Source organism: Nonomuraea sp. B10E15, from assembly GCF_039871615.1.
Classification (GTDB): Bacteria; Actinomycetota; Actinomycetes; order Streptosporangiales; family Streptosporangiaceae; genus Nonomuraea.
The window spans coordinates 99,327-122,662 of sequence record NZ_JBDPMB010000012.1; the positions used below are offsets into that span (position 1 = coordinate 99,327).

General features: G+C 69.6%; 26 protein-coding genes and 2 tRNA genes. 16 read left to right on the forward strand and 12 right to left on the reverse strand.

Annotated features, from left to right (window positions below):
• Window positions 1-585, forward strand: a complete 585-nt coding sequence (locus ABGB14_RS29430) for a TetR family transcriptional regulator C-terminal domain-containing protein (protein WP_347647073.1) — start codon at window positions 1-3, stop codon at window positions 583-585.
• A 57-nt stretch (window positions 586-642) separates the two neighbouring features.
• Here ABGB14_RS29430 and ABGB14_RS29435 read toward each other — a convergent pair whose 3' ends face one another.
• Window positions 643-1,269, reverse strand: a complete 627-nt coding sequence (locus tag ABGB14_RS29435; RefSeq protein WP_347647074.1) for a VOC family protein — start codon at window positions 1,267-1,269, stop codon at window positions 643-645.
• A gap of 36 nt (window positions 1,270-1,305) precedes the next feature.
• On the reverse strand, window positions 1,306-1,899 hold the full coding sequence (locus ABGB14_RS29440) for a GNAT family protein (RefSeq protein WP_347647075.1): 594 nt from the start codon (window positions 1,897-1,899) through the stop codon (window positions 1,306-1,308).
• Between the two features lie 106 nt (window positions 1,900-2,005).
• Here ABGB14_RS29440 and ABGB14_RS29445 point away from each other — a divergent pair, with 106 nt between their 5' ends.
• From ABGB14_RS29445 to ABGB14_RS29455, 3 genes are read left to right on the forward strand one after another with little or no spacing between them, the layout of a single operon-like run.
• Window positions 2,006-3,208 carry an acyl-CoA dehydrogenase family protein gene (locus ABGB14_RS29445; protein ID WP_347647076.1) on the forward strand — a complete coding sequence of 401 codons (1,203 nt, stop codon included), beginning with the start codon at window positions 2,006-2,008 and terminating at the stop codon, window positions 3,206-3,208.
• Window positions 3,205-4,368 carry an acyl-CoA dehydrogenase family protein gene (locus tag ABGB14_RS29450; protein WP_347647077.1) on the forward strand — a complete coding sequence of 388 codons (1,164 nt, stop codon included), beginning with the start codon at window positions 3,205-3,207 and terminating at the stop codon, window positions 4,366-4,368. Before ABGB14_RS29445 ends, ABGB14_RS29450 begins: the two co-directional genes overlap by 4 nt.
• A complete protein-coding gene (locus ABGB14_RS29455; protein WP_347647078.1) occupies window positions 4,365-5,456 on the forward strand; it encodes an acyl-CoA dehydrogenase family protein in 1,092 nt (363 codons plus the stop codon). The genes ABGB14_RS29450 and ABGB14_RS29455 overlap by 4 nt, the downstream gene beginning before the upstream one ends.
• Here ABGB14_RS29455 and ABGB14_RS29460 read toward each other — a convergent pair.
• On the reverse strand, window positions 5,427-6,035 hold the full coding sequence (locus ABGB14_RS29460; RefSeq protein ID WP_347647079.1) for a TetR/AcrR family transcriptional regulator: 609 nt from the start codon (window positions 6,033-6,035) through the stop codon (window positions 5,427-5,429). The genes ABGB14_RS29455 and ABGB14_RS29460 overlap by 30 nt on opposite strands.
• A 186-nt stretch (window positions 6,036-6,221) precedes the next feature.
• Here ABGB14_RS29460 and ABGB14_RS29465 point away from each other — a divergent pair, with 186 nt between their 5' ends.
• Window positions 6,222-6,968, forward strand: coding sequence for a nuclease-related domain-containing protein (locus ABGB14_RS29465; RefSeq protein WP_347647080.1), 747 nt, complete (start codon window positions 6,222-6,224; stop codon window positions 6,966-6,968).
• 3 nt (window positions 6,969-6,971) lie between these two features.
• Here the strand turns inward: ABGB14_RS29465 and ABGB14_RS29470 are convergent, their stop codons facing one another.
• Window positions 6,972-8,345: a VWA domain-containing protein gene (locus ABGB14_RS29470; protein ID WP_347647081.1), complete on the reverse strand. Its 1,374-nt coding sequence runs from the start codon at window positions 8,343-8,345 to the stop codon at window positions 6,972-6,974.
• Window positions 8,338-9,177 carry a MoxR family ATPase gene (locus ABGB14_RS29475; RefSeq protein ID WP_347647082.1) on the reverse strand — a complete coding sequence of 280 codons (840 nt, stop codon included), beginning with the start codon at window positions 9,175-9,177 and terminating at the stop codon, window positions 8,338-8,340. The genes ABGB14_RS29470 and ABGB14_RS29475 overlap by 8 nt, the downstream gene beginning before the upstream one ends.
• A 100-nt stretch (window positions 9,178-9,277) precedes the next feature.
• On the opposite strand from ABGB14_RS29475, the gene ABGB14_RS29480 reads away from it, so the two are divergent.
• Window positions 9,278-9,354, forward strand: a tRNA-Lys gene (locus tag ABGB14_RS29480).
• 283 nt (window positions 9,355-9,637) lie between these two features.
• Window positions 9,638-9,883, forward strand: a complete 246-nt coding sequence (locus ABGB14_RS29485; RefSeq protein ID WP_347647083.1) for a hypothetical protein — start codon at window positions 9,638-9,640, stop codon at window positions 9,881-9,883.
• Here ABGB14_RS29485 and ABGB14_RS29490 read toward each other — a convergent pair.
• A complete protein-coding gene (locus ABGB14_RS29490) occupies window positions 9,833-10,792 on the reverse strand; it encodes a hypothetical protein (RefSeq protein ID WP_347647084.1) in 960 nt (319 codons plus the stop codon). The two genes, ABGB14_RS29485 and ABGB14_RS29490, sit on opposite strands and share 51 nt — an antisense overlap.
• Before the next feature lie 95 nt (window positions 10,793-10,887).
• On the opposite strand from ABGB14_RS29490, the gene ABGB14_RS29495 reads away from it, so the two are divergent.
• From ABGB14_RS29495 to ABGB14_RS29510, 4 genes are all read left to right on the forward strand, one after another.
• The gene (locus ABGB14_RS29495; protein ID WP_347647085.1) at window positions 10,888-11,541 is read left to right on the forward strand and encodes a DUF433 domain-containing protein; all 654 of its coding nucleotides are present in this window, start codon (window positions 10,888-10,890) and stop codon (window positions 11,539-11,541) included.
• Window positions 11,522-12,010, forward strand: coding sequence for a hypothetical protein (locus ABGB14_RS29500; RefSeq protein WP_347647086.1), 489 nt, complete (start codon window positions 11,522-11,524; stop codon window positions 12,008-12,010). The genes ABGB14_RS29495 and ABGB14_RS29500 overlap by 20 nt, the downstream gene beginning before the upstream one ends.
• A gap of 323 nt (window positions 12,011-12,333) precedes the next feature.
• Window positions 12,334-12,891 (forward strand): hypothetical protein, encoded by a 558-nt coding sequence (locus tag ABGB14_RS29505; RefSeq protein WP_347647087.1) that lies wholly within the window; start codon window positions 12,334-12,336, stop codon window positions 12,889-12,891.
• The gene (locus tag ABGB14_RS29510) at window positions 12,849-13,817 is read left to right on the forward strand and encodes a hypothetical protein (protein ID WP_347647088.1); all 969 of its coding nucleotides are present in this window, start codon (window positions 12,849-12,851) and stop codon (window positions 13,815-13,817) included. Before ABGB14_RS29505 ends, ABGB14_RS29510 begins: the two co-directional genes overlap by 43 nt.
• 11 nt (window positions 13,818-13,828) lie before the next feature.
• Here the strand turns inward: ABGB14_RS29510 and ABGB14_RS29515 are convergent, their stop codons facing one another.
• Entirely contained in the window at window positions 13,829-14,158 is a 330-nt protein-coding gene (locus tag ABGB14_RS29515) for a hypothetical protein (RefSeq protein ID WP_347647089.1), read from the reverse strand.
• A gap of 196 nt (window positions 14,159-14,354) precedes the next feature.
• Window positions 14,355-14,945: a hypothetical protein gene (locus ABGB14_RS29520; protein WP_347647090.1), complete on the reverse strand. Its 591-nt coding sequence runs from the start codon at window positions 14,943-14,945 to the stop codon at window positions 14,355-14,357.
• Window positions 14,946-15,015: 70 nt separating this feature from the next.
• On the opposite strand from ABGB14_RS29520, the gene ABGB14_RS29525 reads away from it, so the two are divergent.
• Both ABGB14_RS29525 and ABGB14_RS29530 read left to right on the forward strand, forming a co-directional pair.
• Window positions 15,016-15,885: a hypothetical protein gene (locus ABGB14_RS29525; RefSeq protein ID WP_347647091.1), complete on the forward strand. Its 870-nt coding sequence runs from the start codon at window positions 15,016-15,018 to the stop codon at window positions 15,883-15,885.
• Window positions 15,852-15,942, forward strand: a tRNA-Ser gene (locus ABGB14_RS29530). The genes ABGB14_RS29525 and ABGB14_RS29530 overlap by 34 nt, the downstream gene beginning before the upstream one ends.
• Before the next feature lie 87 nt (window positions 15,943-16,029).
• Here ABGB14_RS29530 and ABGB14_RS29535 read toward each other — a convergent pair.
• Entirely contained in the window at window positions 16,030-16,614 is a 585-nt protein-coding gene (locus tag ABGB14_RS29535; RefSeq protein WP_347647092.1) for an N-acetyltransferase, read from the reverse strand.
• Entirely contained in the window at window positions 16,611-18,026 is a 1,416-nt protein-coding gene (locus ABGB14_RS29540) for an amidohydrolase family protein (protein ID WP_347647093.1), read from the reverse strand. The genes ABGB14_RS29535 and ABGB14_RS29540 overlap by 4 nt, the downstream gene beginning before the upstream one ends.
• Before the next feature lie 134 nt (window positions 18,027-18,160).
• Here ABGB14_RS29540 and ABGB14_RS29545 point away from each other — a divergent pair, with 134 nt between their 5' ends.
• The gene (locus ABGB14_RS29545; RefSeq protein ID WP_347647094.1) at window positions 18,161-19,081 is read left to right on the forward strand and encodes a TetR/AcrR family transcriptional regulator C-terminal domain-containing protein; all 921 of its coding nucleotides are present in this window, start codon (window positions 18,161-18,163) and stop codon (window positions 19,079-19,081) included.
• Between the two features lie 605 nt (window positions 19,082-19,686).
• Here ABGB14_RS29545 and ABGB14_RS29550 read toward each other — a convergent pair.
• The gene (locus tag ABGB14_RS29550) at window positions 19,687-20,940 is read right to left on the reverse strand and encodes an MFS transporter (RefSeq protein WP_347647095.1); all 1,254 of its coding nucleotides are present in this window, start codon (window positions 20,938-20,940) and stop codon (window positions 19,687-19,689) included.
• Between the two features lie 249 nt (window positions 20,941-21,189).
• Here ABGB14_RS29550 and ABGB14_RS29555 point away from each other — a divergent pair, with 249 nt between their 5' ends.
• Entirely contained in the window at window positions 21,190-22,158 is a 969-nt protein-coding gene (locus tag ABGB14_RS29555; RefSeq protein ID WP_347647096.1) for a helix-turn-helix domain-containing protein, read from the forward strand.
• A 10-nt stretch (window positions 22,159-22,168) separates the two neighbouring features.
• On the opposite strand, the gene ABGB14_RS29560 is transcribed toward ABGB14_RS29555, so the two are convergent.
• The gene (locus tag ABGB14_RS29560; RefSeq protein WP_347647097.1) at window positions 22,169-22,648 is read right to left on the reverse strand and encodes a nuclear transport factor 2 family protein; all 480 of its coding nucleotides are present in this window, start codon (window positions 22,646-22,648) and stop codon (window positions 22,169-22,171) included.
• A 91-nt stretch (window positions 22,649-22,739) separates the two neighbouring features.
• Between ABGB14_RS29560 and ABGB14_RS29565 the strand changes: the two genes are divergently transcribed.
• On the forward strand, window positions 22,740-23,333 hold the full coding sequence (locus tag ABGB14_RS29565) for a TetR family transcriptional regulator (protein ID WP_347647098.1): 594 nt from the start codon (window positions 22,740-22,742) through the stop codon (window positions 23,331-23,333).
• Window positions 23,334-23,336: the final 3 nt, after the last annotated feature.

Sequence of the window (23,336 nt, forward strand, 5' to 3'; positions counted from 1 at the left end):
GTGAAACGCTCAGAGCTGGTCGCGGACACGGCCATCACGCTGCTGGCCGAGCGCGGCATGCGCGGCCTCACCCATCGGGCCGTCGACGAGGCGGCCGGGCTGCCGCCGGGGTCGACGTCCAACCTCGCCCGCACGCGCGCCGCCCTGCTGGAGCTGACCCTGTCCCGGCTCACCGAGCTGGAGATACGCGCGCTGGGCCCGGCTTACACGACCGCCAGGAACGGCACCCTGGGCGCCCAGGCAGACATGGCGGACACCGTGGCCGAAGGGCTGCACATCCAGATCAGAGACCGCAGGCGCGCGCTGGCCCGCTACGAGCTGGCCCTGGAGGCGACGCGGCGGCCGGAGTTGCGCGAGATCTACGACGCGGCGGGCAGCCGCTTCCGCGATCCGGCGGTGGCGCTGCTGGCCGCCCAGGGCTCCCGCGATCCGGTCCGGCACGCCCGCCAGCTCGTGGCCTTCAGCGAAGGGCTCATGTTCGACGCGATCGTGGGGGCGGGGGGCACGCCCACCTTCGAAGAGCTCCGGCAGGCCGTCGAGGACTTCCTGGCCGGCATGCTCGGCCGGCCGTCCAGGGGTCCGTGAGGGTCACCGGGCCATGGACGGTCTAGGGGCCCGTGAGGGTCACGGGCCCTGGACAGCCTAGGGGCCCGTGAGGGTCACGAGGCCGTAGCCGCCGGACAGGACGGCCGTCAGGACGGGATGGGCCTGCTCGTCGACGTCGAGCCGGGCGCCGACGGCCGCCAGCGCCGCGCGTACGGCCTCGGCGTCCGGATGGCCGCCCGCCAGCGACACCAGCTCGACCGCGGGCAGCCCCTGCCCGGCCGGATGCGGGGTGCCGCCCCACTCGATGAGGAACGGCACCAGGCCGTCGTGCCCGGCCCTCTCCGGCGGCGTGAGCCGCCAGCTGAGCAGGTCACCGGAAGGGGTGCGCCGCGACATGTCCCGCGGGTCTCCGGGGTCGTGGCCGCGGGCCCGCGCCCTGGCTGTGACCGCGTCGATGTCCTCGACCGCCACCGCCCAGCCGACCAGCGCCGCCGCTTCCAGCTCGTCGATGCCGAACGGCCGTGGCACGGCCGGGGCCTCCTGCTCGGGATCGGGCCCGATGATCTCCAGATAGCTCGTGCCGCCCAGGCCGAGCAGCCGGTTGTGCGTCCCGAACCCCGGGTGCCGCCCGCCGGCCGCGGGGCGTACGCCGAGCAGCCGTTCCAGCTCGGCGGCGGTGGACTCCAGGTCCGGGGTGGCGTAGACGAGGTGATCGAGGCTCATGGGTGCAATTGTGCGTGACGGCAGGTCACCGGCAGGTCAGGCGCCGCCGTCCCGCGGCGTGCCCAGGCGGGCCCGGTGCTGCGGCCACTCGTCGTCGAGGATGCCGAAACAGACCGTGTCGCGCCAGGTGCCGTCGGGCCTCCTGCGGTGGCGGCGCAGCGTGCCCTCGTGCACGCCGCCGATGCGCCTGATGGCGTTCTGTGACCGGATGTTGAGCACGTCGGTCTTGAGCAGGACCCGGTTGTGGCCGAGCGCGAAGGCGTGGTCGATGAGCAGGAGCTTGCACGCGGTGTTCACGGCCGTACGCCAGACCGCGCGGCCGTACCACGTCCAGCCGATCTCGACGCTCTCGTCGAAGCCGGGCACGTCGCAGTAGGTGGTCCAGCCCACCGCGCGTCCGCTCTCCTTGTGCACGACCGCCAGCGGGACGTGCCGGTCGTCGTCGATGAGGTGGCGGGCCACCTTCGCGAGCTCGGCCTCGGTGCGTGGCGTGCCGGCGGGCAGCCAGCGCCAGACCTCCTCGTCCCCTCCGCCGGCGGCGAACAGGTCGGGCACGTGCCCCATGGCCAGCGGCTCCAGCCGGACGACGGCGTTCTCGAGCACCACGGGCTCGGGCAGCTTGGAGGTCATGGCGGCAACCCTACGGAGGGCCGGGCGGTCGCGGTGATGGCCACCTGTGCCTTTTTACGGGGAACCACTGTCGACACTCATACCGGCCGGTCGGTAGGCTCACGGCATGGACTTCGCTTACGACACCGTCACCGAGGACCTGCGCGAGCGACTGCTGCGCTTCATGGACGAATGCGTCTATCCCGCCGAGCCCGCTTTCGAGGAGCAGGCGGCGACCAGCGGCTGGAGCGCGCCGCCGCTGATGGCCGACCTCAAGGACGAGGCCAGGAAGCGCGGCCTGTGGAATCTGTTCCTGCCCGGCGAGCACGGCGCCGGGCTGACGAACCTCCAGTACGCGCCCCTGGCGGAGATCATGGGCCGGAGTCCCACGCTCGCCCCGACGGCCACCAACTGCGCCGCGCCCGACACCGGCAACATGGAAGTGTTGTCCATGTTCGGCAGCGAATGGCAGCGCAAGGAGTGGCTGCGGCCGCTGCTCGACGGCGAGATCCGCTCGGCGTTCGCCATGACGGAGCCCGACGTGGCCTCCTCCGACGCCACGAACATCGCCACCTCGATCGTCCGCGACGGCGACGAGTACGTCATCAACGGCCGCAAGTGGTTCATCTCGGGGGCGATGAACCCCGACTGCAAGATCTTCATCGTCATGGGCAAGACGAACCCCGACGCGCCCAAACACCGCCGGCAGAGCATGATCCTCGTGCCCCGCGACACCCCCGGAGTGCACATCAAGCGGGGCATGCACGTGTTCGGCTACACCGACGCCGACCACGGCGGCCACGCCGAGATCGTGTTCGAGGACGTCCGCGTCCCGGCGGAGCACCTGATCGGCGAGGAGGGCGGCGGCTTCGCCATCGCCCAGGCCCGGCTCGGCCCCGGGCGCATCCACCACTGCATGCGCCTGATCGGCATGGCCGAGCGCGCCGTCGAGCTGATGTGCGGGCGGGCGCTGGCCAGGAGCACGTTCGGCAAGCCCGTCGCCCAGCAGGGCGTCGTCCAGGACTGGATCGCCGAGTCGCGCATCAGAATCGAGCAGCTGCGCCTGCTCGTGCTCAAGACGGCCTGGCTCATGGACACGGTGGGCAACCAGGGGGCCCACACCGAGATCCAGGCCATCAAGATCTCCACCCCGATCACCGTGGAGTGGATCCTGGACAAGGCCGTCCAGGTGCACGGCGCGGGCGGCGTCTCCCAGGACTTCCCGCTGGCCGCGCTCTGGGCGCACGCGCGCTCGCTGCGCCTGGCGGACGGCCCCGACGAGGTGCACAAGAGGTCACTGGCCTACCGCGAGCTGAAGAGGTGGATGTGAACGAGGCGGAGATCAGGGAGCGCGTGGCCGCGTTTCTCGGCGGGCATGACCCGAGCGGCGACCGGCTGGAGTTCCTGCGGGCCAGGTACGACGCCGGGCTGGCCTGGGTGTGGTTCCCCGAAGGGCACGGCGGGCTGGGGGCGCCTCGGGAGTTGCAGCAGGTCGTGGAGCGGGAGCTGGCGCACACCCCGCAGATCGACGGCGGCATCCAGGGCATCGGCCTCGGGATGGCGGCGCCGACGATCCTGGCGTTCGGCACGGACGAGCAGAAGCGGCGTTTCCTGCGGCCGCTGTGGACGGGGGAGGAGATCTGGTGCCAGCTCTTCAGCGAGCCCGGCGCCGGGTCCGACCTGGCCACGCTGGCGACCCGGGCGGTCAGGGACGGCGGCGAGTGGGTGATCGACGGCCAGAAGGTGTGGACGTCCGGCGCCCACCACTCCCGGTGGGCCATCCTCGTCACCCGTACCGACCCTGACGTGCCGAAGCACCGCGGCATGACGTACTTCATCTGCGACATGCACGCGCCGGGCGTCGAGGTGCGGCCGCTGCGGCAGATCACCGGCGAGGCCGAGTTCAACGAGGTGTTCCTGACCGGCGTCCGGCTCCCCGACGAGCTGCGGCTCGGCGCGGTCGGCGACGGCTGGCGGGTCGCGCAGACCACGCTGATGAACGAGCGCGTCGCCATCGGCGGCGGGCCCGCGCGGCGCGGCGGCGGCATGATGGCCCCGGTGCTCGACGCCTGGCGCGAGCACCCCGAGCTGCGCAGCCACGACCTGCACCAGCGGTTGTTGTCGCTCTGGGTGGAGGCCGAGGTGACCCGGCTGTCGGGAGCGCGGTTGCGCGAGCAACTCGCCGCCGGGCAGCCGGGGCCCGAGGGCTCGGGCATGAAGTTGTCGTTCGCCCGGCTCAACCAGGCGCTGACCGGGTTCGACGTCGAGTTCCGGCGCGATCTCGGCTACGACGACTGGACGTTCCGGCGTTCCGAGAACGTCGACTTCTACGGCCGCGGCCCCGGCTACCGCTATCTGCGGGCCAAGGGCAACTCGATCGAGGGCGGCACCTCCGAGATCCTGCGCAACATCATCTCGGAACGGGTGCTCGGCCTGCCCTCCGAACCCCGCATCGACAAGGACGTTCCCTGGAAGGACCTGCCGCGATGAGCCGCGACCGGATGACGCTGCTGTACACGGACGTCGAGGAGGAGTTGCGGGCCGCCGTGCGGGGAGTGCTCGCCGACCGGTGCCCGCCCGCCGCGGTGCTCAAGCGCGCCGAGTCCGAGCCCGACGACCTGGACCTGTGGAAGACGCTGGCGGGGGAGATCGGGGTGGCCGGGCTGCTCATCCCCGAGGAGCTGGGGGGCGCGGGCGCGTCGGCCAGCGAGGCGGCCGTCGTGCTGGAGGAGCTGGGCAGGGGAGTGGCGCCGGTGCCGTTCCTCACCAGTGCGGTGCTGGCCACGCGGGCGCTGCTCCCGACCCGTGACGCCCTGCTCGGCGAGCTGGCCGAGGGCAGGCGGACGGCCGCGCTGGCGGTGTCGTTCGCCGCGTCCCCCTACCGGCCGGAGCGGGGTGCGTCGCTGAGCGTGGACGGCGCGGGCCGGTTGTCCGGCAGCGTCACCGGCGTGGCGGGGGCGGACGTGGCGGACGTGCTGCTGGCACCCGTGGACGGCGGCCTGTACGCGGTGGAGACGGGCGCGGCGGAGGGAGGTCCGGTCACGGGAGGCGCGGTCGAGGTCGTGCCCTCGCTCGACCTGACGAGGCCGGTCGCCACGGTGACGTTCGACCGGGTGAGCGCCCGCCGGGTGGGGGCGTGCGACCTGACCGGGGTGCTGCGGTTCGGGGCGGGGCTACTGGCGTCGGAGCAGCTCGGCGTGGCCGAGTGGTGCCTGGACACGACGCTCGCCTACGTCAAGGAGCGCCACCAGTTCGCCCGGCCGGTCGGCTCCTTCCAGGCGATCAAGCACCGGCTCGCGGACCTGTGGCTGGACGTGGTCAGGGCCAGAGCCGCCGCGAGGAGCGCCGCCGCCGACACCTCGGCCGTCACCGTGGCCGTGGCCCAGTCGTGGAACTCCGGCGTGGCGGTGCACGCGGCGGAGGAGGCCGTGCAGCTGCACGGCGGGATCGGCATGACCTGGGAACACCCCCTCCACCTGTTCCTCAAGCGCGCCAAGGCGAGCGAGATCGCGCTCGGGACGCCGGGCGACCACCGGGAGGCGCTGGCCTCACTGGTCGACGTTCCCGGCCCGGAGTGAGGTGAGCAGCAGGTCGGCGAAGTGCCTGCCCACCTGGGCGCCGGTCAGCGGGCCGTCCGCGTGGAACCAGGTGCCCAGGTGGTGCACGGAGCCGAAGAAGTAGTCGACGACCAGCTCGGCGGGGACGCGGTCGCTGAAGACGCCCGTGCGCTGCCCCTCCGCGACGAGGTCGCGGAACCGCTCGTGGTAGCGGCGGCGCTCGGCGCGTACGGTCTTGCGCGTCTCGGGGGCGAGCAGGTGCATCGACCGGAAAAAGATCTTGGAGTCGTCGAGGTTGGCGGTCGTGGTCTCGACGACGTCGGCCGCGGCCCGGCGCAGGCGCTGCTCCAGCGTGCCGGGGCCGTCGGCGATCTGCGCCAGCCGGTCCGTCTGCATGCGGAGCACCCGGCCGTAGATTTCGTGCAGCAGGTCGTCCTTGGAGTCGAAGTAGTGGTACATCGCACCTTTGGTGACGCCGGCCGCCACCACGATCTCCTGCACGGAGGTGCCCTCGAAGCCTCGATCGGCGAACAGCCTGGTCGCCTCGGCGAGGATCCGCTGCCTGACCGGTTCTTCTCTCACATGGTCCCCCTTGGTCACCCGCCCTAGCATACCGACTGGTCGGTTGAGCTCATTGGGTGGTCTTGCAGGTACTAATTCCGTCACCTTAGGCTCGCCTTGGTTGGGAGCGGGTATCTCTTGACCGGCGAGGGATCTTCGGCGTGGCAGATCCTGCAAGACACCTACTCATTCGGGGAGTTTGCCGTGCCAGGTGGCTCTATCTACGTGAAGCAGGACGAAAAGTACACAGGCTCATCCCCGCAATGGTGGTACGAGAAGTTCTGGCGCGAGGACGCCCAGAACCGGCGCAGGTCCCGGTACATCAAGGCCGGGGTGGGGCTCGTGATCGGCGTCGCGCTGGCGCTCAGGTTCGACCTCACCGCCCTGTCACCGCTGTTCGGCCTGTTCTTCGCCGGCCTCGTGGCCGGGGGAGACTGGTTTCTCCACTGGCGCTCCTTCCACGCCACGGCGGTCTGGCGCGGAGCGCGGCGCGGAGAGGCGATCACCGGCAGGCACCTGCGCAGAGCGCTCCGCCGCCAGGGCTACAACGTTCTCGACGGTCGTGCCATCCGCGGGAAGGCCTCCATCGACCACCTGGTGATCGGCCCGGGAGGCGTCTGGGTCGTCGACAACGAGTCGTGGAGTCCCGACACCGAGATCGCCTGCTACGCGGGGCGGCTCTTCTTCGGCGAGAAATACGGCTCCAAGACGGCCAAGCCGCTGGTGGAGGCCGCCGAGGCGTTCGCCGAGCTGCTCAACCGCGAGACGGGCATCGCGGTGACCATCACGCCCCTGCTCGCCGTCCACTGCGGGCTGCTGCCCAAGGGCGGCTTGGTGCACGCGGAAGGGCTCACGCTGCTCAAACCCCGCCTGGCCGGCAAGCTGATCAGGGCGGCCGAGGGCGGCGTGCTCACCGGCGAGCAGATCGAGGTGCTCACCCGCACGGCGGCCAGGGAGCTCCAGCGCGTCTGAAGGTCAGGCCAGCGTCTCGACGAACGCGGCGAGCTGGGCGACGTTGCGGCACTCGTGCATCGGCACGACCTGCCCGTAGTCGCTCGCGAGCGAGTCGCCCGTGTCCCACTGCCGGCGCGGCTCCGGGTTGAGCCAGTAGGCGTGGCGCGCGCGGGACACGAGGGACGCCAGCACGTCCAGGGCCGGCGGCTGGTAGTTGGAGCGGGCGTCGCCGAGGATCAGCAGCGAGGTCTTCGGGCCGATCGCGTCGCCGTACCGCTCGGCGAAGCGCTCCAGCGCGTGCCCGTAGTTGGTGCGGCCGAAACGCACCATGTCGGCCTCGTCCGCCAGCCTGGCCATGGCCTCGACGACGTCGGCGCCGGGGGCGAAGAAGCGGGTGATCTCGTCCACCGTGTCCACGAAGCCGAACGCCCGCACCCTGGCGAACTGCTCCCTGAGCGCGTACGTGAGCAGCAGCGTGAAGTGCGCGAACGACGAGACCGAGTCGCTGGTGTCGCAGAGGATGACCAGCTCGGGCCGGTGCGGGCGCGGGGGTTTGAGGTGGACGGCCAGCGGCACGCCGCCGCTCTGCAGCGAGGCCCGCATCGTCCTGCGGAAGTCGAGCCGGCCGCGCCTGCCCTTCCTGTGCTTGATCGTCAGGCGCGCGGCCAGGCGCCGGGCCAGCGGATGCACCTCCCGGCGCAGCCTGGCCAGGTCGGCCCTCGTGATGCGCAGGAAGTCGATCTGGTCGAGCGGCGGGCGTACGGCGGAGCGGGCGATGCGCTCGATGCCGGAGTCCTCGGCGATCCGGCGGCGCACGTCGGTGGCCACCGCCTCCTCGAAGCGCCGCAGGCCGGCGCCGACCCGCTGGCGCAGGGTCTTCTCGGCCAGGCCGCCGCGCTCGCCGTCCCGCAGCCCGGCGCGGAGGATGCCGGCCATCAGCGTCTCGGGCGACAGGGCGCGCATGACGCTGTAGGAGAACCAGTTCTGGCGCCCAGGACCGGACTCCTGGCGGCCGAACCGGCCGACCATGGCCTGGGCGAACGCGCGCACCTCCGGGTCGGAGCCGCCGGTCAGCAGCCCGGCCAGGTGCTCGCGCAGCTCGGCGACCGTGGCCGTGTCCGGGTCCGCCGCGCCTGCGGGCCGCGCGGCTCCCAGCCCGGTCGTCGACGCCGGGAACCACAGGTCGAACAGCACGTCGAACCCCGGCCGGTAGGCGGGCTTCTTGACCAGCGTGGCCGCGTACGCGGCGCGCAGCGACTCGCGGTCGCCCAGCTCGATCGCCCGCAGGGCGTTGGCGGCGTCCAGCCCTTCCGCCACCGAGACCGGCACCCCTGCCTCGCGCAGCGCGTGCACGAAACCCACGTGCCGGTCGACCAGCGACTCGCGGTCAGGCATCCGGCAGCCCCAGCTCCTTGATCGCCCTGGTCTGGTCGGAGGCGTGCTTGAGCACCACGCCCAGCGTGCCGGCGACGGTCGCCTCGTCCAGCTCCGCCCGCCCGAGGGCCAGCAGCGTGTTGGCCCAGTCGACGGTCTCGGCCACCGACGGCGCCTTCTTCAGCTCCAGCGCCCTGAGCGTGGCGACCGTCCTGGCCAGCTGCTCCGCGAGTCCGGCCCGCAGCCCGGGGACCTGGGCGAGCACGATGTCCCGCTCCCGCTCGGGGGTGGGGTATTCGATGTGCAGGTAGAGGCAGCGCCGCTTGAGCGCCTCCGACAGCTCGCGGGTCGCGTTGGAGGTCAGCACCACGTACGGCCGCCGTGTCGCGGCGATGGTGCCCAGCTCGGGGATCGTCACCTGGAAGTCGGACAGCAGCTCCAGCAGCAGCCCCTCGACCTCGACGTCCGCCTTGTCGGTCTCGTCGATGAGCAGCACGGTGGGCTCCGCGGACCTGATCGCCTTGAGCAGGGGCCGCTCCAGCAGGAACTCCTCGGTGAAGATGTCGTCGTCGGCGCTGGTCGCCTGGATCCTGAGCAGTTGCTTCTTGTAGTTCCATTCGTAGAGCGCCCTGGCCTCGTCGAGGCCTTCGTAGCACTGGAGCCTGATCAGCCGGGCGCCGGTGGCCTGCGCCACCGCCTTGGCCAGCTGCGTCTTGCCCACCCCTGCAGGCCCTTCGACCAGCAGCGGCTTGCCCAGCGCCGCAGCCAGGAACACCGACGTGGAGATGGCGTCGTCGGAGAGGTAGTCCACGGCGGCGAGCCGCTCCGTCACGTCGGCGGGCGAGTCGAACATCGATGCTCCTGTCTCGAGGCCGAACTTTATTCTAGCGGCTCGGGTCCGGCTGATACCGATTCGACCAGGATGCGGATCACCGGTATATTCCTCTCTGCCAGCGCCGCTAGCTCAGTTGGTCAGAGCAGCTGACTCTTAATCAGCGGGTCCGGGGTTCGAGTCCCTGGCGGCGCACCAGTTCTGATCAGGCCCGGCTTCCGTTATGACAGCCGGGCCTGATCTTTGATGGGGCCGTGATGAGGCCAGGGTGAGCGCGTCAGCGAACAGCAGCCTGATGACGCTTCCGTCGGCCTACGGTCTGGCTCTGCTTCCGGACAGAGCCACTACGGCGACGGGGGCGATTGCTCCCAGGCGGTCGGCGTCCGGCCTCGCGAATGAGGCGGGCTACGGCTTCGGCGGTGTCACGGGCGACCTGTGGGACGACGGTTACGTAGGTATCGGCCGTCAGCACGATGCTGGAATGACCAAGCTGGTCCTGGATGACCTTGAGGTCCGCGCCTGCCTGAAGCGCGAGACTGGCCGCCCCACGTCGAAGGTCGTGCAGGCGAATGGGTGGAAGCCCGCTCTCCTGGATCATGGCGCCGAAGGTCCGGGTCAGGCCGTCGGGGGTCATCGGCCGGCCGCGTTGGGTGGTGAAGACGTAGCCACCGCCGTCTTAGTCGAGGAGGGCGAGGTCGGCCTGCTGGAGGTCGCGGTGACGGCGTAGCGCGGTGACGGTGGTGCGATCGAGGGCGATGGTGCGGCGGCTGGTGGGCGTCTTGGGCGGACATTGGGCCAGCCCGCCGCCGTCCAACCGTTGTGTCTGGCTGTTGATCGTGATGAGTGCCGCGTCGAGGTCGAGATCGCACCAGCGTAGTCCGGCGGCCTCTCCGCGGCGCAGGCCGCGCAGAGTGATGAGGTGATAGACGGCATACAGCCGGTGGCCGCTGATCGCGGTGAGGAACGTAGCGGTCTGGGCGGCGGTCCAGATTGCCACCCGGGGACGGGTCCCGCTGCGTTGCCATTCGGCGATCTGGTCGCTGGTCCACACGACTGCGTGAGGGCGGCGTAGCCGGGGGAGTTCGATATAGCGGGACGGATTGTCAGGCAGAAGGTTCTCTCGAACGGCGGCGTTGAGCGCGGCTCGCAGGGTGGCGTGCAGGCGGGCGAGCAAGGTCGCCGAGGCTGGCCGGCGGGTAATGGTGCCGTGTCGCATGATCGTGGTGAACATGTGCTGCATGTCGCGGATGGACAGGTCGCGGAGCGGGATGCCGCCCAGGTGTGGGATGAGGTAGCTGTCGATGTGCGCGGTGTAGTTTCGCAGCGTGGCGGGCTGGAGGGAGACCCTGGAGGCGATCCAGATGCGCAGCCATTGCGCGATGGTCAGCAGGCTGGCTTGAGGATCGGAGCCGGACGTCTGTAGCTGGGCGAGTGCTCTGACAGCGGCGCGGCGGCTGGTGAAGCCGCCCTTACGGAGGCGGCGGCGGGCACCGTCGAGACTGGCGGGAATGTCGAGGGTGAGGTACCAGCTGCCGTGGCCGCGGGTGGTCAGCTTGGGGCAGTGGGCTCCGAGCTGACGTCCGGTTTGTGGATTCCGGCAGCCGCAGCGCTTGTGGACGTGACCGGCGACGGGCATGGCGACTCTCCGATCAAGATGGGGTAATGGTGAGTGGATCGTGGGGATGTTTGCGATGATGAAGGGGGCCGGGTCGAGCGAGGGAGGTGAAGTGGGTGTCCTATAGTCCGAAGCTAGCGGCGGCGTTGTCGGGTGCCACGCTTCGTCAGCTCGCGCACTGGCGTAAGGCCAGTTCTGGGCGTGGCGCGGTGCTGGTGCCGGAGGTCTCTCCGGTGCGTCCGGTGCTGTATTCGTTTCGGGATCTGGTGGCGTTGCGTACGTGTGTGAAGCTGCGCAATGACGCGTCCTTGCAGAAGATTCGCCGGGCGTTGGACACGCTCCGTGACGACCTGCAGGAGCGTGAGCATCTGTCGGCTTACCAGTTGGTGACCGATGGTTCGACGATCTACTTGGTCGAGCAGGGTCAGGCCACCGATCTGGTGCATCGCAAGGCCAACCTTGTCATCCATGACATGGTCGAGGTGTTGCGGCCGTTCTACCGCGATGGACGGCACATTCCGGACCTGCTACGTCCCCGGGAGCACGTCACGGTTGACCCGGCGGTCCGCGGTGGGATGCCGGTGATCGACGGGACCCGCGTGCCGTACGACGAGATTGCGGCGTTGCTGCGGGATGGCGTTCCGGCTGAGCGGATCGTGGAGTACTACCCGAGCGTGTCGGCCACGGCGGCGTTGGACGCCGCCGACTTCGCCGACTACGTCGACAGTTACGAGCCTCCCAGGGAGCAGCGTGCGGCTGCTGCTGGATGAGAACGTCCCCCGTCCGCTGCACCTGGTCCTGACGAGTTTCGTACTGAACCACGACATCGTCCACTTGCTGGATCTTCCTGGCTGGTCGGGCACGCGCGATGAGACCTTGTATCCGCGAGCCGCGGCCGAGGGGTTCCACGTGGTTCTCACCAACGACGGCCGCCAGATGCAGCGACCGCGGGAAGTGGCCGCTATCGCCGCCTCTGGTCTGCACCGGATCGAATATCCGCACAAGCACCCTGGGCTGGTCGGGATGGGCGCCGCGATCGCGACGGTCGCCGCTGGATTGCCGAGCGTGCTGGCGTTGCTGGAAGAATCCAGCGGACCACGCTTGATCACTTTGCGAGGCGTCGATCCCACGGTGGCGAGTCGGCTGCGGTTGATCGATCCTGCGCTGAATCCGCCCAAATTCTGGCCTACGTCTCCGTCTGGGCGGACCCGGCCAGGTGCCAATGCCGAAAATATGTGAAGGGCAACGGCGAAGCGGTCGAACTCACTCGGGCATCACGCCGCGGCGAGTCCCGTCCTGACCTTGCCTGCGACCGACGCGCCTAGCGTTTTCGCCTGTCTGCTGGTTTGCGCCAGTACGGCAGCGCCACGCACCTGATCCTGCGGCCGTCCCATGAGGACGTGGGACGGCCGGGGGAACGGATGGTTGTTGAGATGCCGGCGCTGGCCCGCGCTGCTCGGGCCCCACTGCGTGCCGCACCGACGCAATCTCTCAATCACAGGAAAGATGGCGCTGACGGTCATACCCTGAAATCTGATGCCGGGCGGAAAGGCCAACGAGCCGTGATCATCAATCAGGCGGGGAAGAGCAGCCTGCAGGTTTCGGAAATCCTGTTCTCCCCGCTGCTCACCCTTGACGAGCTTGGACCTATGGGGCACATAGCCATCACCTACTCGGTGAAAGAGAACGGCTGCTCGCACAGCCCTTCCTGCCGGCAGCGGGGAAAACACGCGGCGGAACCCACAACCACGAGCCTGAAGGAGTTTCGGGGACATCGCCATCACGAGCGGATGTGCCGAACATGCGGCGGCGCGGACCTGCCTGCGTTGAAACCGGAGGAGATCGCAAGCGTCGAGGAACTGGCGCTGTTGCTGCCCCCACGGTTGGAGGCGGCGCAGCGGAGGGCTGAGGCCGAACGCGTTGTGGCGGCTCGGGTGCGTGCTGCTGATGCACTCGATGAGCGGGCACGGGCGATCCTCGATGGGTGGGAGTGGAGGCTCGCTGAGGAGCGGCAGGGGGCTGAAGGAGGATCCGCCGACGTCCTGAGCGCAGTGACTCGTTGCTGCGAGGACGGGATGTGCACGGCAGAGCCGATGTGTCGTTCGATCCGCGCACGCTGAAGGTCGATTTCCGGTGCCGGGCCAATCCGATGCACGGCCGACTGGCCTGGAAGGATGACGAGACCCACGAGATATGGAAGCACTGGGATGAGGCCAAATACGACACTCTTGCCCTCATCGCTTCGTTGATCGCTGAGGATGACCCCTGCTGGAGCGAGGTCTACGGCACCCGGGCAGATGACTGGCGAGCGGTGACCGCCGCGCTGCGGGTTTTCGATGAGGCGAACCCACAGCCCATGGACCTCGGCCCCAACGTTCGGTGTGGTTTGTGCAGTCGGCGGATGACGCTCCACGAGAGGGCAAGCCGTGCGGACGTGCCCTCGGTGTACGAGTGCGGGCACCGGCACACGGATGGCCGTTTCCACCGCGAGAAGAAGGCTGATGTCCACCGTGTGGTCGACCGCGTTTTGCTCGACGCGCTCAACGGACGCTTCTCCTGGGTGACCGCGCCCGAACTGGCGCCGGCTCCCGCTGCCCTGGTTGCCTACGCCGACTATCTCACGGCGAAGATCGCGACTTACGATGCGCACATCGGCGCGGCGAAGGCAGACGCGGCTCTTTCGCGGCAGCACACCGACCGGGTGGCGCGGTTGGAGCAGGTCGGGATGATGCAGGAGCACGGAGTGTTCGCGGTGGCCGGCCTGGATGCACTTGTCCGGGAGCCCTGGCGCGGCAGGTCGGTGCGCGACGATGGCGTGTTTACGGATCTCGGACGTGCGCTGCTGGTTGATCGGGTTGTGTGCCATCGCGACGGCATCGAGGTCTTCACTCGTCTCGATGAGGGCACCGCTCTTTATCGGAGACTGTACGCGGAGGATCTCCGGGAAGAAATCCGCGTGGCTCGTGCCCAGTTGCAAATGCTGGAGGACGAACTTACGGAGTTGGAGGAGACGCCAGCAGGCCCTCCAGACTCACCGTCATCGTGACATGACTCCGATCAGCGACTGGAGTGGAGTTGTCCCGGATGGCCGGACAGCCCGTGGGCCGTGAGGTCGGCGGCGAGACGAGAGCCGACCGAGAGGAGGTCGGCTGCTGCCTGGTCGAGGACGTGGATGAGCGCGGTCATCGCGGCTGGGTTGATCCCGGCGAATGTGCCGCGTATGGCTGTGATCATGGCGGCTGAGGACGCGCTGGCGGGGACGGCTGGTGTGGGGCCGCTGTGCCGTACGGCCAGGGTGGCGAGCTGGTGGAGCGCGTCCGCCAGGGCGGACTGGAGGAGACGACGGTGCTTGTTGAGGCTGTCGGCGAAGCCTGGGGCGGCCGCCACCGCCCCAGGCGCAGGCGCTCGTCTGGCGGGCAGCGGAGTCGAGAGCGTCGCGATGGGCGACGGCGAGTGCGCTGACGCGCCGGAATGCTTGAAGGGTCGCTGCGTACTCCGCCATGACGAAGGTAAGGATCTCAGGCCAGTGGGCGTCGACCCGCTGGTTTGGCAACTCCTCCTAAATCGTCCGACGCGACCGCTGCTATGGTCCGATCTCTCCGAATACCAGAGTGGGATCGTAGTCGTCGACCATGGCAATCGGCTCGTCGAGAGTGATCGTGAAGTTCCAGCCCTCGTTCTGGATTGCCTGGCCAAGTTCGTCCCAGGTCAGCTGTCGGCCATCGACGACCACGGCCATCTCATCCGGGCTGCGCCAGATGATCCTGCCGCGTACCTCGCGGTCGGCGATGGTCGGCTTGCCGCTGAATGGGCTGCGCTCGAGGTAGTGCCTGCCGATCTCGCGGCGGGCGGTCTCCCGTACGTGGTCAAGAGCGCGTTGCGGGTCGGCGTAGGGGGCTGCGAGTGAGCGGAACTCATACCCTTCCTCGACGCCGACTTCCGTGAGGTCGGCTTCGATGCCGGTGGCGCCGTGTGTGAGGCGGTAGGCCAGGACATGCGGCCGACCGTCAGGATCGACGAACATCTCTGGTGGCGGAGGCGACGGCAGCGGATCACGTCCGGTCCGGTCACACATCCACGAGTTCCAGCAAGCGTCGCAGAGCATGCCCACCGGGTTGAGATGAATCCGGGCGGGTTGCCCGCACCTGCTGCATTTCGCGCTTTCGGTAGCCACCTGCTGACTCTACGTCTTCGGGTGTCTCGGGCCGCGTACATGAGATCGGCGAGGCGATACGCTCGCCGTCATGCTCTCCGTAGCCGAGAGTCCGGTGTTCGCAGCCGCCCACGCCCTGGCCGCCTGGGTAGGCGAAGGACGTGCGGTCACGCCGGGCGGCGTACTTAAGCCCACTCTCGTCCCGGATGTCGCGAAGGCCATCAACGTTCCTTGTCCGATCAAGGTACGGCGGCTGAGCGATGTTCCCGAGGTGTTTCGGGCATGGCTGACCGCGGTAGCCATCGAGATGATCACGGTCAGCGGGGCGCGTGCCGTACGCTCCGAACCCGAACCGCACCTGGACGCCGCCCGCGGGTATGTGGCGCTGGAGCAGGTGATCGCGGCGCAGGTCACCGATCCGTGTGGGGCAGACCCGCGGATCTGCTGCCAGGTGACGCTCGACCTGCTCGCCGAGGAGGAGCCGCCGCTCGGGCAGGCGCTGCGGCGCGAAGTCGAGGCCGTCATGCGGCAGCGTCGCGACTGGGACTGGCGCGCATCCGGGCTGATCGACGGGCATCCCGCGGACCAGGTCGTGACCATTCTGCGCGAGTTCGGCGCGCTGGACACCCGGCTGAACGTGACTGAATTGGGCGAACATGCCCGCCGTGAACTGGCGGACCGGATCCCGCTGCCGGTCACGCCGGACTTGGACGCGGCCGAGGTGCTGCGCCGAGTGGCCATGTCCGCCGAGGAAGACGTACCGGAACTGTTGCGGCGATGGCGGATCCCTGACTACGGTTCGCTCGTTAGGCCGCCGAGGCCGCGCAATTGCCCGGTCGGTTGCTCGGTGGTTGCTCTTCGGCCATCGGCACCCGTGAACCCGCGGTGGCATTTTGGGGCATTTCGAGGACAACGGAAAGGGACGGAGCGCTACAAGGAAGTACATTTAGGTACGGCTTGACACAAAGGCTAGTGACTCTTAATCAGCGGGTCCGGGGTTCGAGTCCCTGGCGGCGCACCGCGCGAAAACCCCAGCTTGATGTGCCGAGCTGGGGTTTCTCGCTTCGTCGGCGGGCGCGTGGCCGACCGGCCCGGCTCCGGCTGGTCAGCTCATCTTCGGTACGCGCCACATCGGCCAGACGGCTGGGCCGTCGGGCAGAAGGATCGGTTCTCCGCACCGCACGAACCCGTGGCGTTCGTACAGCCGCAGGTTCGCCTGCCCGCTCGCCTCCAGGTAGGCGGGCAGACCGGCCGCGTCGGCGCGTGCCAGACCGCGGGCGAGCAGCGCGGAACCGGCGCCCTGCCCCTGGCAGGCGGGGTGAACGCCGAGGAACTGGAGGTGGAGGTGGTCGCGATCGCTCGGGTGCCGAGCGGTCGTGAGCTCCACATACTGCCTCAGGCGGACGGGCAGTTCCGGTGGCAGCCCGTCGGTCGCGGAGCCGGGCGTGGAGTCGTCGGCGGACCAGGGCAGCCAGACGGCGACGGCCACCTCGTCCTGGACCTCCAGGCCTCCGGCCGCGGCGGACTCGGCAACCACGAAGGCGAACATCCGGGCGGAGACCTCCGGGGTGAGCCAGCGGATGACGGCGTCGGCGGCGAAAGCGGCGGTGAGCACGCGAACGGCCGCGCCCGCGTCCCCTTCCGGTGTCCGGTCACGACGAAGGCCGCTCCCCTGGCCGCGGCTCGTCACGCGCCCTCCATCGGCGTCGCCGCCGCGGCGGCGGCCGCGGTCTCGAGAAGACGGCAGCGCTCGTCCGGCCCGATGTACCGTCCGGCGGCCACGACCGCGTGGATCCTCCGGGTGTTGGTGATGTCGGCCAGCGGATCGGCGTCCAGGACCAGCAGGTCGGCCAGCCTGCCCGGCTCGACCGTCCCCGAGATTCGCTCGCGTCCGAGGAACCTGGCGGGTTCGAGCGTCGCGGCCCGCAGGGCGCGCATCGTGCTCAGCCCGGAGCCGACCAGCAGTTCGAGCTCGTCGTGCAGGGCGAAGCCCGGGAACAGACCCGGGGTCACCGCGTCCGTGCCGGCCAGCACGCGCACGCCCGCCTCGTCCATGGCGGCGACCGTCGCCCGCCGGTGGTCGAACAGCCTGCGCCGCTTGGTCACCTCGTCCGAACTACGCCCGCCGCCGTGGAAGATCTGGTCCCGGACGAACGCCCACATGTCGGAGGTGCCGGGGGCCATGTAAGCGAGCCGCTGGTCGTCCAGCCGGATTCCCTCGGCCAGGTCGACCGCGGCGTGCATGATGAGCGTCGGGCAGTAGGCGACGTCCTCGGCGACGAACCGCTCGAACAGCGCCGTGGCGGATGCCCGGCTGTAGCGGTTGACTGACCCCCATTCCACCTCGTTGACCTGCTTGAACCAGTTCGCGTAGTGGAAACCGGGTTCGGGGGAGATCCGGGCCATCGCGGCCTCCATCCGCTCCACGTCGTCGGCGGTGGCGGGCCACAGGCCGTGGACGTGCTCGAAGGACCGCTGGCCCGCGCCGACCTGCTCGACGAGCGGGATCAGGTCGGACCGGTGGCCGACCACCGGGATGTCCTGTTTGGCCGCCTCGTCCAGTAGTGCGAAGTAGGGCTCCCTGCCCAGCCGGGAGTACGCCTTGACGAAGTCCGCTCCACCGTCCTTGGCCTCGCCGACGGCGCGCCGGGCCTCCTGCTCGGTGGTGACCGAGATGATCGGCGCGTCTTCGAACAGCTCTTCCCACAGGGCGGGGGAGCCGTCCACGATCGGGCTGGCGATGATCGACCGAGGTCCGAGCATCTTGCCCGCCTCCGTCCGCCGCCGCCATTCGTGCAGGTGCGGCTGACCCCACATCTCGCGTACCGTGGTCACGCCGTTGGCGATGTAGAGCGCGGGAAACTGCCGTTCGTCGTCGCCGCCCTCGCTGTGCACGTGCATGTCGGTCAGCCCCGGCAGCACATAACGCCCGGTAAGATCATGGATTTCGGTCCCCGGCGGGATCACGACCTGGGATGCGGGCCCCACCGCCACGATGGTGCCACCGGCCAGCAGGACGGTCTGGTCCGGCAGGGACGGCCCGCCGGCGACGTCGATCACGGTGACATGGGTGAGTGCCATGGGTACGTCGGCGAATGTCATGTGTACACCGTATGGATCGGCACGCCCGCAGGCTCGATCACCTGATGCACTTCTTCAACCGTACTGCTGGCTGGGCGCTGAACGGCGGCTCGCCGGGTTGCCCGCGTTCGCTTCCGAACTAGTACAGTTGGGCCGTGGCAGCGGTGCGGGATGATCAACGACCGGCGCAGCGCGTCGTTCTCGAGCTGCGCCGCAGGATCGCCGACGGCGTCCTGCGGCCCGGTGATCGGGTGCCTTCCACCCGGCAGATCGTGCGCGATTTCGGCGTCGCCATGGCGACCGCGAGCCGCGCGCTGACCCTGCTGAGGGAGGAGGGCCTGATCGTCACGCGGCCCGGCTCGGGCAGCGTGGTCAGGGTCCCCGAGACCCGCGCGCCCGCCGCGCCACGGTTGTCGCCCCGCGACCTGACCAGAGCGAAGATCATCGCGGTGGCCATCGCGGTCGCCGACCGCGAGGGGATCGAAGCGGTCTCCATGCGTGGCCTCGCGGGCAGGCTGGGCGTGGCGGCCATGTCCCTCTATCACCATGTCGCCGGCCGTGACGAGCTCGAGCTCCTGATGATCAACGCGGTGTTCCGGGCGCAGCCGCTGGCCGCCGTCCTTCCCGAGGGGTGGCGCGCGCAGCTGGAGGAGATCTACCGGCTGCAGTGGCGGCTCTACCGCCGTCACCCGTGGCTGGCCGGGCTGCTGTCGCTGACGCGGCCGCCGTTCGTCCCCGAGGCCATGATGCACAGCGAGCGGACCTTCGCGGCGCTCGCCCAGCTCGGCCTGTCGCCGGACGAGCGCAAGCGCGCGGCCCTCGCGCTCCCCGCGCTGGTGCGCGGGCTCGCCTTGACGGCGGCGGATGAGGTACGCGCGGAGCGCGAGACGCGCATGCGCACGACCGACTGGTGGGCGGCCATGGAGAGCGAGGCCAGGATGACGTTCCGGTCGGGGAGCTTTCCCCATCTCGCGGCCGTGGAGCAGACCGTGCTCGCCGAAGACCTGGAGGTCGTGTTCGAGCATTCGCTCATGCGCTATCTCGACGGGCTGGCGGGGCTCGCCGAGCAGCGATGACCGGGCTCGCCGCCAGCCCGGCAACCGACGCGAGAGCAGACGTCGCGCTCCGCATGCACGGCTTCCTCGATCTTGGTGAGTGAACCGGACCGAGCCTGCCCGAGCCCCGCGGCGTCGGTCCACCGGATGGCCGAGAGGGAGGGAAAATCCGTCCGGCCGGCCGCGATGCGCGAGCGGATCGTGGACGCTACGACAAGGGAACGTGGAGGCTCCGGCATGGCCCACCGTGCGGCGATGGGTGAGGCTTTCCTCCAGATTCAGCCGTTCCGATCAAAGGAGGGATTCCATGCCCGTCCTCCTCCAAGGGGGTCGACCTGGAGCAACTCCACGGTGATCCGCATGCGGTACTGGTTGCCCCCGACGAAGCGCCGCCGCGACAACATCAAGATCGTGGACTTCGGCAAGCGGGGGGAACACGGGGCCAGTGATCGATGACGGGATGGTGGACAGCTTCGGATCCGACTGGAAACCCCTTCTCATCCGGAGTTACCAGCGCCGCGTCGGCAAGGTCCGCGTGGAGTTCGTCTTCGACCGCAAGGGTAAGGACCCGCGGTGCTCGAGGACGTTCTGACCGACGGTCCGCTCTCGCCGGCCGCCCGGCGCCCTCATGGGTCTCCGACGCCTCGCAGCCTTGGGGCGGTTTCGGTGGGTGCCGGGAGGTGCGCCGGCCAGCGCCGTGCCACAGGCAGCATGGCCAGGCAGCCGGCGAGGCCGCACCCGCCCACGATCAGGGCCGGGTTGCCGGCGAGGTCGGTGAGCGCACCCGCCAGGCTGGTGGCCAGCCCGATTCCGGCCATCATCCCTGCGGCGGCGACGCCGAAGGCCCGGGCGCGGTGGGAGCCGGGCACCTCGCGTACGAAGCGGGCGTTGAGCGCGATCTGAAACGCCGTGCCGTACCCGCTCAGGGCCAGCAACCCGAGCACCACCGGGAGGGGCGGGCCGGCGGCGATCGGCACGAGGGCGAGGCACGACAGCAGCGCCATCGGGCGGACCTGCCTCCAGCGCGCGGCCGGCGAGGTGAAGCGGCCGTAGATGATCGCTCCGATCATGCAGCCGAAAGGCATGGCCGACAGCAGCAGCCCGACGGTCGCGTCACCGCCGCCAACCCACTGCGCGTAGGCGGTCATCAGCCCTTCCGGTGCCGTGGCGAAGGCCGCCCCCGCCCACCCGAGCAGGAGATACGCCCGCAGCTGCGGGTCGCGGGTGACGAGGCGGAAGCCGTCGGCGGTCGACCGGAGTACGGTGGGCGCCCCCGCCCGTGCCGGAGCCGGACGGCGGATGAGATGGCGGGCGAGGAGAAGCGCCGAGATGGCGAAGGTGGCGGCGTCGATGAGCAGCACCTCCCGCGCGGACAGGACCGCCAGCAGCAGCCCGCCGCCGGCGAAGCCGAGCATCTGAGCGATCTGGCCGGTCAGGCTGCTGATGCCGGCGGCGACGACGTACTTGTCCCCGTCGAGCACCTCGGGCATGGTCGCCGAGCGAGCGGCCTGGGCGGGCGGGGCGAGCAGCGCGGACACGAACAACACGCCGATCAACACGGCGACCGGAAGGCCCGGCGTCACCAGCAACGCGATCAGGCACATGCGGGCCGCATCGCTGACGATCATCACGGTACGCCGGGGAAAGCGGTCGGCCAGAGCCGACAGCACGGGTCCGAGGACCACCCACGGCAGATAGCCGATACCGAAGGTGACCGCCGCCAGGAACGCGGAGCCGGTGCCGGTGAACACAAGAGCCGCGACCGCGACCTTCGTGAGCTGGTCGCCGATCAGCGAAAGCAAGTGGGCGGCGAACAGGGCACGGAACTCCCGGAGCCGGAAGATCTCTCGATAGGTGGCGGCCGTTGTGTCTGTCGGCATTCTCTTCCCCGGATCAACTGCAGTCGAGGTGGGCCCGCACACCCCTGCACGCGGGCCCACCCCTTACCCTTCAATCGGCGCACACGACCGAATCAATACCAGGTGTTCCCTCGACGTGCCTTCACGTGAATCACCTCCGTCCTTCTCCGCTTGAAACGTTCGTTCTTTGGCTAGGCTATTGAATCTGGCACGCGAAACGATGTCGCGGGGTCCACGCTTTTTGGCGATGCGTCCACAGGAAAGGCGGATATGAGCGGGGAAGCGGAGCGGGTGCGGTCGCATCCTGCCGACTGGTTCGAGGTGTGGCGCGAGCAAATGAGCAAGGGCGCGGGATTGGAGATGGCCAGCGAATTCGCCGACGACATACGGGTCAGCGGGCAGGAAACGCCCCTCGGTCCCGTGGACCTTCAGGTGAAGTCGTTCCGGTCGGCGGCGGCGCGGCGACTGCGGGGCAGCACGATCGACGATCGCACGTATCAGATCGTCCTGCCCCTGCGCGGGAGCCTGCGCGCCTGCTGGGACGGGCGAGAAGCCGAGGTCGGCGCCGGAGACCTCTACGTGCACGACATGGCGCGGGCCGATCGTTACGAGTTCAGCGCGCCCCACGAGCACGGGTTGTTCGAGATGGCGGTGATCGCGTTCCCGAAGGTTCTCCTGCCCCGCAACGCGAGGCACGAGCAGATGCTCGGGCAGCGCATGTCCGGCAGGGAGGGAACGGGCGCGCTGCTGAAAGGCTTCATCGCCGAACTCGCCAACGGAAAGGGCGAATTCAGCACGTCAGAGAGAGTCAGGCTGGGTATGGTTCTCGTCGACCTGGCCACGGTCCTTCTCTCCTGCCCGGGCGGCGAGGAGATGATCGACCCAAGGGCTCGGGACAGATATTCCCTGACCCTGCAGGTTCAGCGGTTCATTCAGGTCAATCTCGCCGATGCCGAACTTTCGCCGAGGTCGGTCGCCGCCGCGCATCACATCTCGGTCAGTTATCTGCACAAGCTTTTCCAGGAGCAGGAAATCTCGGTCGCCGCATGGATAAAGACGCGCCGGCTGGAGCGGGTGCGCCGCGATCTGGCTGATCCGTCGCTGGCCGACGTCCCCATTCACGGAATCGCCGCCCGGTGGGGATTTCCGGACGCGGCCGGTTTCAGCCGTTCGTTTCGCGCGGCGTACGGCATGCCCGCCAAGGACTTCCGGGCGCAGGCGCTGGACGGCGGCGCCTGACGGCCGGTCGTCAAACGGTCGCCGGGCCCCTTCGCCAGCGGGCCGCGGCGGTCCTGACGATCGTGGGCACCATCCCGCGCACCCCCAGCGCCTGGATCCCGGAAAGGGGGCTCCAGTAGTCACGCCAGGTGACGATCTCCCCGCCCCGCGCGCGCAGCACCTGAATGTAGGGCATGCGGTACGGCTTGCCGGTGCTCACCACCCGCCCCCGCCCTTCGTACTCGGCGACGACGACCTCCGGATCGCCGGTCTCATAGACGCGGAGCCCGTGAAAGCCGGTCAGTTCCAGCGGAGTGGAGGTGATCGAGGTGAGATAGCGGCGGATCTCCTCCCGGCCCCGCAGGAACTTCGGCACTCCGGGTGGAGCGAAGGGCAGTTCGTGTGTCCCGTCGGCCGCGAACATGTCGGCGAAGCCGTTCAGGTCTTTGGCGAGGAAGAGCCGCTGCGCGCGTTCGAGGATCGCCTTGGGGAGGGTGTCGGGCGTTGGCATGGCGGGTCTCCTCATTGGGTCTACGGTTGTTGACTGAACTGATGCTAGTGCGAGCCGGCGGGTTGGGTCAACGGCTGTAGACTCAAGTTTCATGTCCGACCACCGTCCCCGCCTGTCCCGGGCCGAGCAGCGCAGACAGACCGAGAACCGGATCCTGGCCGCCGCTCGTCACCTCTTCGCCACCCTGGGGTATGACCGCACCACGATCAGGGGAGTCGCCGCCGCCGCGGAGGCCGACCCCGGGCTGGTGATGCGCTACTTCGGCTCGAAGGACGCGCTGTTCGCCCGGGTCGCCGAGGTCGCGCCCGACCGGCCGGTGGCCGGGACGCCGGAAGAGGTCGCCGAACTCCTGCTGGCCTCCATGGCGGACAAGCTGGAGTCCGATGCCCCGGGCGCCCTGGCGATGCTGCGTTCCATGCTCACGCACCCGGACACCGGCGACGAGGTGCGCGCCGCGATCGCAGAGCAGCAGCGGCAGGTGGCCGCCGCACTCTCCACCGACGACGCGGTTCTTCGCGCCGGGCTCATCGGCGCCCTCACCGTCGGGGTCCTGCTGAGCCGCCACCTCCTCCACCTGGAAGGGGTGAGGGACGCCGGAGCGGCGGAGATCGTCAGCGTGCTGCGGCCCGCCGTGCACGCCATCGCCCAGGGCACGGCCGCGCCCGATCCGCGGCGCGATCACTGATCG

Excerpts from the sequence above, each read along its gene's own strand:
- ABGB14_RS29475 (WP_347647082.1), bottom strand. The coding sequence starts at position 9,177 with ATGTTCGACTCGCCCGCCGACGTGACGGAGCGGCTCGCCGCCGTGGAC.
- ABGB14_RS29560 (WP_347647097.1), bottom strand. The coding sequence starts at position 22,648 with ATGCCAACGCCCGACACCCTCCCCAAGGCGATCCTCGAACGCGCGCAG.
- ABGB14_RS29540 (WP_347647093.1), bottom strand. The coding sequence starts at position 18,026 with ATGACATTCGCCGACGTACCCATGGCACTCACCCATGTCACCGTGATC.
- ABGB14_RS29440 (WP_347647075.1), bottom strand. The coding sequence starts at position 1,899 with ATGACCTCCAAGCTGCCCGAGCCCGTGGTGCTCGAGAACGCCGTCGTC.
- ABGB14_RS29485 (WP_347647083.1), top strand. The coding sequence starts at position 9,638 with ATGACCAAGCTGGTCCTGGATGACCTTGAGGTCCGCGCCTGCCTGAAG.
- ABGB14_RS29565 (WP_347647098.1), top strand. The coding sequence starts at position 22,740 with ATGTCCGACCACCGTCCCCGCCTGTCCCGGGCCGAGCAGCGCAGACAG.
- ABGB14_RS29470 (WP_347647081.1), bottom strand. The coding sequence starts at position 8,345 with ATGCCTGACCGCGAGTCGCTGGTCGACCGGCACGTGGGTTTCGTGCAC.
- ABGB14_RS29490 (WP_347647084.1), bottom strand. The coding sequence starts at position 10,792 with ATGCCCGTCGCCGGTCACGTCCACAAGCGCTGCGGCTGCCGGAATCCA.
- ABGB14_RS29550 (WP_347647095.1), bottom strand. The coding sequence starts at position 20,940 with ATGCCGACAGACACAACGGCCGCCACCTATCGAGAGATCTTCCGGCTC.
- ABGB14_RS29455 (WP_347647078.1), top strand. The coding sequence starts at position 4,365 with ATGAGCCGCGACCGGATGACGCTGCTGTACACGGACGTCGAGGAGGAG.
- ABGB14_RS29555 (WP_347647096.1), top strand. The coding sequence starts at position 21,190 with ATGAGCGGGGAAGCGGAGCGGGTGCGGTCGCATCCTGCCGACTGGTTC.
- ABGB14_RS29435 (WP_347647074.1), bottom strand. The coding sequence starts at position 1,269 with ATGAGCCTCGATCACCTCGTCTACGCCACCCCGGACCTGGAGTCCACC.
- ABGB14_RS29525 (WP_347647091.1), top strand. The coding sequence starts at position 15,016 with ATGCTCTCCGTAGCCGAGAGTCCGGTGTTCGCAGCCGCCCACGCCCTG.
- ABGB14_RS29445 (WP_347647076.1), top strand. The coding sequence starts at position 2,006 with ATGGACTTCGCTTACGACACCGTCACCGAGGACCTGCGCGAGCGACTG.